General features: G+C 44.0%; 10 protein-coding genes and 1 pseudogene. All 11 read right to left on the bottom strand.

The genetic code is table 11. The features are described 5' to 3' along the window. Positions 1–154: 154 nt before the first annotated feature. Positions 155–424, bottom strand: coding sequence for a 30S ribosomal protein S15 (rpsO, locus tag AAHB12_RS03635; RefSeq protein ID WP_129726760.1), 270 nt, complete (start codon positions 422–424; stop codon positions 155–157). 97 nt (positions 425–521) lie between these two features. Beyond that, positions 522–1,488: pseudogene (gene ribF / locus AAHB12_RS03630) on the bottom strand (bifunctional riboflavin kinase/FAD synthetase). A 43-nt stretch (positions 1,489–1,531) separates the two neighbouring features. Then, the gene (truB, locus tag AAHB12_RS03625) at positions 1,532–2,455 is read right to left on the bottom strand and encodes a tRNA pseudouridine(55) synthase TruB (protein WP_342044317.1); all 924 of its coding nucleotides are present in this window, start codon (positions 2,453–2,455) and stop codon (positions 1,532–1,534) included. Between the two features lie 66 nt (positions 2,456–2,521). Next, on the bottom strand, positions 2,522–2,869 hold the full coding sequence (gene rbfA, locus AAHB12_RS03620; protein ID WP_129726763.1) for a 30S ribosome-binding factor RbfA: 348 nt from the start codon (positions 2,867–2,869) through the stop codon (positions 2,522–2,524). A 13-nt stretch (positions 2,870–2,882) separates the two neighbouring features. Further along, positions 2,883–3,161: a DUF503 domain-containing protein gene (locus AAHB12_RS03615; protein ID WP_129726764.1), complete on the bottom strand. Its 279-nt coding sequence runs from the start codon at positions 3,159–3,161 to the stop codon at positions 2,883–2,885. Then, entirely contained in the window at positions 3,158–5,272 is a 2,115-nt protein-coding gene (gene infB, locus AAHB12_RS03610) for a translation initiation factor IF-2 (RefSeq protein ID WP_342044316.1), read from the bottom strand. Before infB ends, AAHB12_RS03615 begins: the two co-directional genes overlap by 4 nt. Positions 5,273–5,276: 4 nt before the next feature. Continuing rightward, positions 5,277–5,588: a YlxQ family RNA-binding protein gene (locus AAHB12_RS03605; protein ID WP_129726766.1), complete on the bottom strand. Its 312-nt coding sequence runs from the start codon at positions 5,586–5,588 to the stop codon at positions 5,277–5,279. After that, positions 5,589–5,861, bottom strand: a complete 273-nt coding sequence (rnpM, locus tag AAHB12_RS03600; RefSeq protein ID WP_129726767.1) for an RNase P modulator RnpM — start codon at positions 5,859–5,861, stop codon at positions 5,589–5,591. A gap of 11 nt (positions 5,862–5,872) precedes the next feature. Beyond that, positions 5,873–6,973, bottom strand: coding sequence for a transcription termination factor NusA (gene nusA, locus AAHB12_RS03595; RefSeq protein WP_129726768.1), 1,101 nt, complete (start codon positions 6,971–6,973; stop codon positions 5,873–5,875). A 17-nt stretch (positions 6,974–6,990) separates the two neighbouring features. Continuing rightward, on the bottom strand, positions 6,991–7,461 hold the full coding sequence (gene rimP / locus AAHB12_RS03590) for a ribosome maturation factor RimP (RefSeq protein WP_129726769.1): 471 nt from the start codon (positions 7,459–7,461) through the stop codon (positions 6,991–6,993). A 517-nt stretch (positions 7,462–7,978) separates the two neighbouring features. Beyond that, the gene (locus AAHB12_RS03585; protein ID WP_446715510.1) at positions 7,979–12,292 is read right to left on the bottom strand and encodes a PolC-type DNA polymerase III; all 4,314 of its coding nucleotides are present in this window, start codon (positions 12,290–12,292) and stop codon (positions 7,979–7,981) included. Between the last annotated feature and the right edge of the window lie 20 nt (positions 12,293–12,312).

Here is a 12,312-nt window from a genome sequence, read left to right as displayed (position 1 = left end):
CCCTCTCAAATTAAAATATAAGTAACTGCCTCTATGTAAAGAAATTATATATTAGCATATATCCTTCCCTAGTATTGCCAGAAAGCGGGAAGGGTATGAAGAGAATAAACTTTTTTCCCTAACAAAAAAGCGGGAATATTCCCGCTTTTGTTGACTATCGACGTAATCCAAGCTTTTTAATCAATTCACGGTAGCGAGTTACGTCTTTGTTACGAAGGTAGTTAAGTAAGTTACGACGCTTACCAACCATCTTCAAAAGACCGCGACGTGAGTGATGATCTTTCTTGTGAGTGCGTAAATGTTCATTTAAAGTGTTGATTTGCTCAGTTAGGACAGCGATCTGAACCTCTGGAGAACCAGTGTCAGCTTCGTGAGTTTTAAATTGAGCGATGATTTCGTTTTTACGTTCTTGTGCTAAAGCCATCCTATTCACCTCCTCATCATAATCCCCAATTCCCTAGCATACGTTGGTGAAGCGTTATGCCAAGCAATGGTTCCAATAAAGTACATAAATTAGAATACTATCTTTTACTAGAAAAAGCAAGCCGATTTCTCAAGCTGCTGAAAATATTGTTGGGCCTTTTCTTTATCCCGCTGAATTTGCGCGACTAGTTCTGCAATACCATTAAATTTCTGTTCGGCACGAATACGAATATGCCATTCTACCTCTACACACTCATCATAAATGTCTTCCTGAAATTCAAAGACATGCACTTCGATCGAAAGAATCTTCTCATCCTGCTCAAATGTCGGTTTATAGCCAATATTGCATACCGCTGGATACCAATGCTCTTTTACCTTCAAACGAACGGCGTACACACCGACAGGAGGCAAAATATAATCATCATTTAAGGTAACATTTGCAGTAGGGAATCCGATTTGTCTGCCACGCTTGTCACCGTGCACAACTGTTCCTTCTACTCGATAGTATCTTCCCAAAATAGATGGGACTTCTTCCATCTTTCCTTCCCTGATAAGACCTCGAAGCAAAGTAGAGCTAATTTTCTCTTCTTGAAATTCCACTTTTTCAATCACAGTCTGTGTAAACTCCCCTCTTGCATGAAACGGCAGCGTCTCCATCGTTCCTTTTCCAAGACGACCGTAAGTAAAGTCAAAGCCGGCTACAACATGCTTCACCTGAAGACGTATAATATAATCATCTACAAACTGCTGCGGCAGCAACTTTGCAAAAGCTTCATCAAATTTCACGATATAAAGAATATCAATACCTAAGTTTGCAATGATATCCTCCTTCATCTTCAAAGGAGTAATCGATTCGACGTGCGCCTCCGCCCGTCCCAGCACAACTGACGGATGCGGATAAAATGTCATTACAGCACTTTTAAAGCCCCGTTCCTCCGCAATTCTCTTCGCGGTCAGAATGACTTCCTGGTGCCCAAGATGAATGCCATCAAAATATCCAAGTGCCATGACACTTGGCTCTTCTTCCTTCCACTGATGAGGGTGAGTCAAATGAATTAATTTCACGCTCGAATTCACCTTTTTCTGTTATAATGCTTCCATTTCCTCATTATAGCTTTAATTCTTGATTATTCACAAGCACTTTTGTCGGCTTTAATAAACCGACTTGCTTAGGATGCGGCTCATAAATCGCCAGGCACTGCCCGCTTTTGTCAAAAACCGTGAAAAAACTGGCAGCCGCGTTCTGCTCATTCCGTAAAAACGCTCCATTTTTCACCTTTTCCGCCTGCTCGTCCCCGACAATGAGCTTCGGAAATTCAGTAAGCGCTTCTTCAATGGACAAAAGGCTTTCTTGCATCGTTCCGCTTTCTATTTGCTGCTGAATCTCTTCAAACGTAAGGCAGCGATCTAACGTGAAGTGTCCGGAAGCTGTTCGGACCAAATGTGACATATGCGCTGGAAATCCAAGCTTCTCTCCAATCATTACCGCTAATGTGCGAACATACGTCCCTTTGCTGCACGTCACACGAAAGCGGAGAGATACTGTAGGACCGCTCCATTCTTCCTCTTCGCTAAGCAATGTGAATTCATGAATGGTAATCGTTCGAATAGGACGCTCCACCTCTATGCCTTGCCGTGCATATTCATACAGCTTCCGCCCATTCACCTTGACGGCAGAAAACATGGGCGGCATTTGCTCAATCGTCCCCGTTAGAGCCCGGAGCACTTCCTCAACCTCAGCGCGTGTAATCACGCGGCTTACATCCTTGCGCTCCACTAGTTCACCGGAAGCATCCTCTGTTGTAGTGGAGAAGCCAAGCGTCACTTCTCCCTCATAGGTTTTTGTTTCACTCGTTAAAAATTGGGCAATTTTCGTTGCCCTTCCAATACAAATCGGTAAAACACCGGTTACATCCGGATCGAGCGTACCTGTATGGCCAACCCGCTTTTCTCTTAAGAGCTTTCTCACCTTAAAAACACAATCATGAGAAGTCATGCCCGTTGGTTTATGTAATAGCAATACACCTTCCATGCGTTACACCCTCCATTATTTAGACAGAAAAAAGGGATAGACAATGACGTCTACCCGCTACTCTTCCTAGTTATCATCCTTGTTTATCTCATGCAAGAGCGTTTCAATTCGGTGACCGTAATCAATCGATTCATCAAATTCGAAGGAGATTTCCGGTGTTTTACGCAAACGAATACGCTGGCCAATTTCAGAACGAATGAATCCCTTCGCTTTCGCTAGCCCTTTGAGTGTATTTTGTCGTTGCTCATCATCTCCCAATACGGAGATATATACCTTCGCTAGCTGCAAATCACCGCTTACTTGTACATCTGTAACTGTGACAAATCCAATGCGCGGGTCTTTAATTTTACGACCAATAATGTCGCCTAGCTCTTTTTTCATCTGTTCCCCCACGCGGTTCGCACGTAGTTTCATGTTATCACCTCATTCAATACCATTCCATCCTCGTTATCGTGCGTTCAATCTCCGGAAAGGAATCCATCATTTCCAGTGCTTTTTGAAGTTCTCTTTCACACGCCACCCGACTGGATGAAACAGAGACAATTGCAATTTCTGCACGTTGCCACAAATCCTGATACCCGATTTCAGCAACGGACACATTGTACCGCTGCCGAAGCCGGGTGAGAATACGCTGCAAAACTGCACGTTTATCCTTCAGCGACTGTGCTTCATAGAAAATGCATTCGCAAAAGAGGGAAGCAATCACTTCCGCTCTATCTCTTGCATTACGTACGCCTCGATAATGTCGCCTTCCTTCACATCATTAAAGCGTTCGACTGTAATACCGCACTCATAGTTTTGTGCAACTTCCTTTACATCATCCTTGAAACGTTTTAATGTATCAAGCTTGCCTTCAAAAATGACAACACCGTCACGAATCACACGAACGCTGCTATCACGCGTAATTTTCCCATCCGTTACATAACAACCAGCAATTGTACCAACTTTTGATACTTTAAAGGTTTGACGAACCTCTGCTTGTCCGATTACCTTTTCCTCAAATTCTGGATCAAGCATTCCCTTCATCGCTGATTCAATTTCTTCGATTACATTGTAAATAATGCGGTGTAAGCGAATATCAACATTTTCTGTTTCAGCTGTACGCTTCGCATTCACGTCCGGACGAACGTTAAAGCCGATTACAATGGCATTTGATGCAGACGCAAGGATAATATCAGATTCAGTAATTGCACCTGCGCCTGTGTGAATAATTTTCACTTTCGCGCCTTCTACTTCAATCTTTTGAAGCGATGCCGCCAATGCCTCTACAGAGCCCTGTACGTCCGCTTTGACGATTAAGTTAATTTCCTTTACATCGCCTTGCTGGATTTGCTGGAACAAGTCCTCTAAGCTTAGCTTCGCTTTATCGCTGCGCTGCTCAACTACAGCGCGCTGGGATCTAGATTCCCCAACTTGACGAGCTGTCTTTTCGTCACTAAATACTAAGAAGCGGTCCCCTGCATGCGGCACATCATTTAAGCCTGTAATTTCAACCGGAGTCGATGGACCAGCTTCCTTCACGCGGCGGCCAATATCATTAACCATGGCGCGTACACGTCCGTACGCAGCACCAACAACAATCGGATCGCCCACTCGAAGTGTACCATTTTGCACAAGAAGTGTCGCAACTGGTCCTTTTCCTTTATCAAGCTGCGCTTCAATAACTGTTCCGTGCGCAAGGCGTTTTGGATTTGCTTTGTATTCCTCTACCTCACTCACAAGAAGAATCATTTCCAATAGGTTGTCGATTCCTTCGCCTTTTAATGCAGACATCGGTACAAAAATCGTTTCGCCGCCCCAAGCTTCTGCTACTAAGCCATATTCCGTTAATTCCTGCATCACGCGGTCTGGATTAGCAGCCTCTTTATCCATTTTGTTAACCGCTACAATAATTGGCACACCTGCAGCTTTTGCATGGTTGATTGCTTCAACTGTCTGTGGCATGACACCGTCATCTGCCGCAACAACAAGAACCGTAATATCTGTTACCTGTGCTCCGCGAGCACGCATTGTTGTAAACGCAGCATGGCCTGGTGTATCTAAAAATGTAATCTGCTTATCGTTGATTTCAACCTGGTACGCACCGATATGCTGGGTAATACCGCCAGCTTCTCCTGCTGTTACCTTGGAGTTGCGAATTGAATCAAGAAGTGTTGTTTTTCCGTGGTCAACGTGACCCATAATTGTAACAACAGGCGGACGCTCTTCAAGCTCTTCCTCTTCATGTACTTCATCTAGATGTGTTTCAAAATTTGTTTCATCAAAAACAACTTCTTCTTCTACTGAAATACCGTATTCCCCAGCAATTAACTCAATTGAATCTTTATCTAACTCTTGATTGATTGTCGCCATAATGCCAAGCATAAATAGCTTTTTAATGATTTCAGAAGGCTCTTTTCCTAATTTCTTTGCCAATTCACCAACTGTTAAAGAACCAACAAATGTAATTTGGTTCGGCGTTTCGCTCGACTGATTTTGTCGCCCTTGATGCGCACCTCTGCCTACTGCAGCAAACCGCGCATTATCTCCAGTTCCTTGCTTTTTCTTCTTCTTTTTGTTGCTGTTTTTCTTGCTTGTGTTTACTACCTCTGCCTCTTTATCAGCTTCCTCGTCGAATTCTTCCACAATTGAACGTTTTGGAGCTTTTGTTTCTGCAGTGCTTCCCTGATACTCTTGGTCTAATTTTCCAACTACATCGTCATCTAACATTGTCATATGATTTGAAACCTCTATATTCATTTCTTTTAGTTTTGATATTACGTCTTTGCTTGATACATTGTACTTCTTTGCGTATTCATGAACACGAATTTTACTCATACATTCACCCCCGATAAGTTGTATCGAGCATGCTAAGCAGCTTTTTCGCAAAGCCTTCATCTAGCACGGCTACGACTACCCGCTCATCTCTCCCTATTGCATGCCCTAGTAACTGACGATTTTCCACATGCCTTAGCGGCACCTGATAGTACGTCGTTTTATCCGTCATTCGTTTTGCTGTGTTTTTTGATGCATCCTGCGCAAGCAATACAAGCTTGGCCTTGCCGCTGCGAATTTCCTTTAAAACGAGCTCCTCGCCGGAAATGATCCTTCTTGCCCGATTGGCTAAACCTAAAAATGATGCCCAATCTCCCACTTACACTGACTCCTTTTCAGCAAGTTCTAACAACTGCTCATAAAGGGATGGATCGATCTTCGCCTTTAAATGATGCTCTAGCACATGCTTTTTTTGCGCGTTTAAAATACATTCCTTATCTTTAGAGAGATAGGCTCCACGACCTGATTTCTTTCCCGTTAAATCAATGGAAACTTCCCCTTCTTTCGAGCGGACAATACGAATGAGTTCGCGCTTCGGCTTCATTTCCTGCGTCGCAACACACTTGCGTAACGGAATTTTTCGATTGCTCACGCTATCACCTCTTATTCGATTTCATATTCCCCATTGTCGAATGTGTCAGCGCTGGCTGCTTGACTAAGAATACCCGCTTTTTCCGCTTCAGATTCGCTTTTAATATCAATCTTCCAACCTGTGAGTTTAGCAGCCAAACGTGCGTTTTGTCCACGCTTGCCAATCGCAAGGGATAACTGATGATCCGGCACGATAACCGTCGTTGCTTTTTCCTCCTCGTTCACACGAACTTCCACGACCTGTGAAGGACTTAATGCATTTGCTACGTACTCTACTGGGTCATTGGACCAACGAACGATATCGATTTTTTCACCTTTTAATTCGTTGACGATTTGCTGCACACGTTGTCCTTTTGGACCAACGCAGGAACCAACTGGATCTACATCCGCGTTGTCGGAGTGCACCGAAATCTTCGAACGGTCTCCCGCCTCCCTCGCAACAGAGCGAATCTCAACTGTTCCGTCATAAATTTCTGGAACTTCCAGCTCAAACAAGCGCTTCAGCAGTCCTGGATGTGTGCGGGATACAAAGATTTGTGGACCCTTCGTTGTTTTCTCTACCTTTGTAATATACACGCGGATACGATCATGCGGCTTATAATGCTCATTTGGCATTTGCTCGCCTACTGGCAGCAGCGCCTCTACCTTACCCAAGCTCACATAAATGAAACGCGCATCCTGACGCTGCACAATTCCAACCATAATATCTTCTTCGCGATCAATAAATTCAGAATAAATCACACCGCGCTCTGCTTCACGAACACGCTGCGTTACTACCTGTTTCGCTGTTTGTGCAGCAATGCGTCCAAAATCCTTTGGCGTTACTTCAAGTTCTACAATATCGCCTACTTGGAAGTTTGGATTATATTCCCGCGCCTTTTCTACTGAAATCTCAAGACGAGGGTCAAACACACTGTCCACTACATCTTTTCGAGCCAGCACTTTAATCGTTCCCGTTGTAGGATTAAAGCTGACGCGTACGTTTTGTGCTTGATTGAAGTTGCGTTTGTAAGCTGAAATTAATGCAGCTTCAATCGCTTCAATAATAACTTCTTTGCTGATGCCCTTTTCTTTTTCTAAGACGAGCAAAGCATCAATTAATTCAGTGCTCATGATGGTCCCCCTTCTTACTAAAACATCACTGCAAGGCGCGCACTTGCAACATTCTCCATTGAAATTTGAATTTCCTTTTTGCGCGTTTTAATCGTGATTAAAACAGTCAATATCGTACCGTCGTATGCCAGCAACTTTCCTTCAAACACAGATTCACCATTAATTGGTTCATTCGTTTGAATCGCTACTTGCTTCCCGACTGCTTTTACAAAATCTTGTTCCTTCTTTAATGGTCGTTCCGCACCAGGAGACGACACATCTAAGAAATATAAATGAGGGATTGGGTCCTTTTTATCCAACACTTCGCTTAAACGCTCGCTTACCGTACCGCAATCCTCAATATCCACTCCTGTTTCAGAGTCGATAAAGACGCGCAAAAACCAATCTTTGCCCTCTTTTACATACTCGACGTCAACAAGTTCTAAATCCATGTCCTCGACAATCGGTCTTGCTAGCTGCTCTACAACTTCTGTTACTTCATTGCTCACAAAACAGCCTCCTTTCAAAGTGCTTATACAACACAAAACGGTCCTAGTACACTACGTATACGACCAAACTAATCCGTTTCTTAGCATGAGTTAGCCCTGCTCCTAAAAATAAATGAGCGTAGGATAACAAAAGCCCCTGCTAAAAGCAGGGAATATCTGTCTTAGTATTGCCAAATTCAAGCAGTAAAACGTGTAGAAAAATATGTATATAAATCAGCAGCTTTAGGGCCTGAAAGAAGTAGATAGTAATACGAAAGAGTGGGTTGCCCCACTCTTCTACATACAATATACACGACATGAATAATTCATTTTTTACTGTAACATATATTGCTATATTTTGCAAAGACTTTCTCTCTAAGAAAGCTGTACGGTTCAGACGAAGCCGATTCGTAAAAGCTTTCCGCATATCCTTTGGCATAGAAGATATTTTTTCCTTTTTTGCCGAAAACTATTCCAAATGCTGAAGCAGGTTATCAAAGCTAGACATCATCCTCTAAAAGTTATACCTTCCTAGCTTTTAAAATAATGACAGCTGGTTTTGATCCGGCAACGCCTCTAAGCAGCCTAGACTGTCTAAATACTCAAGGATTGTTTTCGAAATTTTACTGCGCTGCTGTAAATCCTCCTTTGATAAGAATTCTCCCTCCTGCCTCGCCTTTACAATATTCAGCGCCGCATTCGTACCAAGACCGGCAACTGCATTGAACGGCAGGATAAGAGAATTCCCGTCAATAATGAAATCAGTTGCGCTAGAGCGGTATAAATCCACCTTTTGGAAAGAATACTCACGCTCACACATTTCAAGTGCCATCTCGAGCACAGTGAGTAAGCTCTTCTCCTTCGGGGATGCATCCAATCCCTTTTGGACAATCTCTTCAATTTTCGCACGAATCGCAGCTGAGCCTCTTACCATTGACTCCACATCAAAATCATCCGCTCGCACTGTAAAATATGCTGCATAGTACATAAGCGGGAAATGCACCTTGAAATAGGCAATGCGTACCGCCATTAATACATAAGCAGCGGCATGGGCTTTAGGAAACATGTATTTTATCTTTTTGCATGAATCAATATACCACGCTGGTACATTATTTTTGCGCATTTCCTCTTCCCATTCCGTCGGAACCCCTTTCCCCTTACGTACGGATTCCATAATTTTAAATGCAAGCGATGGCTCTAATCCTTGATAAATCAAATACACCATAATATCATCACGACAACCGATTACCTCGCTTAGCGTACACGTTCCGCTATAAATGAGCTCATTGGCGTTGCCGAGCCATACATCTGTCCCGTGCGACAGTCCCGAGATTTGGACAAGCTCGGAGAAGGTTGTCGGTTTCGTTTCCTCTAGCATTTGACGAACGAATTTTGTTCCGAATTCCGGAATTCCAAGTGTGCCTGTTTTACAGTTGATTTGTTCCTCGGTAACGCCAATTGACTCCGTCCCTGAAAAAATCTTCATGACCTCTGGGTCGTCCGTTGGAATTGTTTTTGGATCAATGCCGCTTAAATCCTGTAGCATACGGATAACAGTCGGATCATCGTGTCCGAGTATATCGAGCTTTAACAGATTATCGTGGATGGAATGGAAATCAAAATGTGTCGTTCGCCACTCAGCTGACGTATCGTCTGCCGGAAATTGAATCGGCGTAAAGTCAAATACATCCATGTAATCCGGCACAACGATAATGCCGCCTGGATGCTGACCTGTTGTCCGCTTTACACCCGTGCATCCTGTCGCAAGACGCTCTACCTCAGCGCCACGAATGGTTAGGTTACGATCAGATGCATAGCCTTTTACATAACCAAAAGCCGTTTTGTCAGCAACAGTACCAATCGTTCCAGCACGGTACACATTATCCTCACCAAAGAGTATCTTCGTATAGTTATGGGCGCGCGGCTGATACTCGCCGCTGAAGTTGAGATCGATATCCGGTACCTTATCTCCTTTAAAACCAAGAAATGTTTCAAATGGAATATCATGCCCATCCTTTTTATATCTTGTACCACACTGCGGACAATCGGCATCTGGCAAATCAAAACCGGAACCGACCGAACCATCATTAAAGAAATGCGAGTGCTTGCAATTTGGACAAACATAATGCGGCGGCAACGGATTAACCTCTGTAATCTCCATCATGGTCGCAACAAGCGAGGAACCAACCGAGCCACGCGAACCTACAAGATAACCATCATCAAGCGATTTTTTCACGAGCTTATGGGAAATTAAGTAAATCACCGCAAAACCGTGACCGATAATACTCTTTAGTTCCTTTTCAAGGCGTGCTTCTACGATTTCCGGAAGCGTTTCACCATAGATGCTTCTTGCCATCACATAGCTCATTTCACGTGTTTCTTCATCGGCTCCTTCAATGCGCGGGGTATATAGGTCATCCTTAACCGGCTTTACGTCCCCAATCATCGAAGCGACTTTTTGGGTGTTTGTTACAACAATTTCCTTCGCTTTCTCTTCGCCTAAAAAAGAAAAGGCGTCTAGCATTTCATTTGTTGTGCGGAAATATACCGGCGGCAGTTGATGGCGATTCAGCGGATTTGCGCCTCCCTGTGAGCCGATGAGAATCTTGCGGTATATGCTGTCCTCTGGATTTAAGTAGTGAACATTCCCGGTTGCCACAACCGGCTTCTCAAGCGTTTCTCCGAGCTTCACAAGATTTGAAATAATGGTGCGCAGTTGGCCTTCATCCCGCACTAATTCTAGTTCAATTAAATGCGTCAGCACCTGAGGAGGCATTACTTCGATATAATCGTAAAATTGCGCGACCTCTTCCGCTTCTTCAAAAGACTTTTGCATCATCGCTTCAAATACTTCTCCCTTGTCACAAGCTGTACCAATGAGAAGACCTTCGCGATGCTTTTTCAAGAGTGATCGCGGCAAACGCGGTACGCGGTAGTAATATCGCAGATGCGCATATGACACAAGCTTATACAGGTTTTTCAATCCTTCATCTGACACGGCTAAAATGGTTGCGTGACTCGGGCGGCCTCTTTTATAGGAATCACCTTGTCCCATACTGTCGTTGAGCTGGTCATGGTATTCTATCCCGCGTCCGACCGCTTCTTTGAGCATTTTTGTCAGCAAATAGCCTGTTGCCTCCGCATCATAAATCGCACGGTGATGCTGCGTTAGTTCAATGTCAAACTTCTTACATAGTGTGTTGAGACGATGGTTTTTCATTTCTGGATGCAAAAAGCGTGCTAGCTCAAGCGTATCAATGACAGGGTTAGTTGGCTTTGCCAATCCGTATTTTTTAAAGCCAACGTTAATAAAGCCCATATCAAATGACGCGTTATGCGCAACGAGTGTATCATTCGCAATCCAGCCTGCAAAGTTTCGGAGAACAACATCAATATCCGGCGCATCTTTTACCATATCATCCGTAATGCCTGTGAGTTCAATCGTAGTAGCAGATAAAGGGTGATGCGGATTGGCGAATGCCTCAAATCGATCTACAATTTCACCGTCTCGGATTTTAACTGCCGCCAGTTCAATAATCGTATCATATACAGCGGACAGACCCGTTGTTTCTACGTCAAAGACGACATATGTTTCATCAGCAAGAGAGCGATGCACCTCGTTATACGCAATCGGTACGCCATCATTTACAAGATTGACCTCTACACCATATATCACCTTAATGCCCGCTTTCTTTCCAGCCGCATATGCCTCTGGGAACGACTGCGCGACTGCGTGATCCGTCACGGCAACAGCCGGGTGCCCCCATTTTGCAGCCTGCGCAATTAGCTTAGACACCGGTGTGACTGCGTCCATTTGGCTCATCGGTGTATGCAGGTGAAGTTCAACCCGTTTCTCTTCTTCAGGCGCTGTATCCTTCCTGGATGGACCTTTTACTTCATTAATATCGTTTGCAATCATAACAAGATCGCGAACAAATGTGTCGTTTTGTACAGAACCGCGTACCTTTAGCCACATTCCTTTTTTAATTGCTTGTACGAGCGGAACATCTTCTTTATCGCGTGAAAACATTTTTACTATTAGCGAATCTGTATAATCGGTAATTTTCAACGTTAATAATGTCCGGCCGCTGCGAAGCTCCTTTGTCTCTACATCAAAGACATAGCCTTGAATGGTCTTTCGTTTCTCTTCATCCTGAATCTCACGAATGGAGACAATCTCTTCATCCCCGCGAATGAGATAGCCGATTACAAGAGGTTCATCAGATGGTGGCGCACCAGCACCCGCTTCATCCTCACGCTTCGCCATATCTTCGATTGCCTTTTGCACCTTTTCGCGGTCTTCTTGTTCTTTTTGCTCCATAAAGCGCTGCATTTCTTCCTGGTTCTGCTGCACAGTTGTATCCAGCTGAAAACGCGGAAATCCAAATGACTCGTAACGATCTCCAATCGGTTTTGCCCAGTTTTTCTTAACAGTCGCTTCCTCAAGCTCATTTTTCACTGTGACAGTGAGTCTTACGCCGCTTATATGCGGAAGCTGATCCTTTAAATATAGGAACATCGGTGACAGTGACAGCTTATTCATACAAAGCGGCCAATACGATTGCACGTCATGCTCCGTATATTGTCCATCATCCGTCTGCAGCGTAAACGACACATTGGCAATGTGTGAAAATGCTTGCACGAGCTGATTTTCTAACAGCTCATATATATTTGCGGGCAACAGACGCGGCAATGCAAATTGAAAGCACCAAGCTTTGTTTGGTTTATCCACGACAAGTTTTGTAATACCGCCGCCAGCAAAATACTCCGTTTGCATTGCTTCAGGAAACCCCAGCTGCCCAAGTAAAATTTGAAAGCGCTCCTGCTGCTCCGTTGTTAACACTGCCATCATCTTCCTCCTCCCTTATCATA

This window comes from Bacillus sp. OTU530 (assembly GCF_038440375.1).
Note: the sequence above shows the minus strand (reverse complement) of the source record. Positions and strands in the feature narration are given on the sequence as shown.

Coding starts and splice junctions, on each gene's coding strand:
- rpsO (WP_129726760.1), bottom strand. CDS start 424: ATGGCTTTAGCACAAGAACGTAAAAACGAAATCATCGCTCAATTTAAA.
- truB (WP_342044317.1), bottom strand. CDS start 2,455: ATGGAAGGTGTATTGCTATTACATAAACCAACGGGCATGACTTCTCAT.
- rbfA (WP_129726763.1), bottom strand. CDS start 2,869: ATGAAACTACGTGCGAACCGCGTGGGGGAACAGATGAAAAAAGAGCTA.
- infB (WP_342044316.1), bottom strand. CDS start 5,272: ATGAGTAAAATTCGTGTTCATGAATACGCAAAGAAGTACAATGTATCA.
- nusA (WP_129726768.1), bottom strand. CDS start 6,973: ATGAGCACTGAATTAATTGATGCTTTGCTCGTCTTAGAAAAAGAAAAG.
- AAHB12_RS03585 (WP_446715510.1), bottom strand. CDS start 12,292: ATGATGGCAGTGTTAACAACGGAGCAGCAGGAGCGCTTTCAAATTTTA.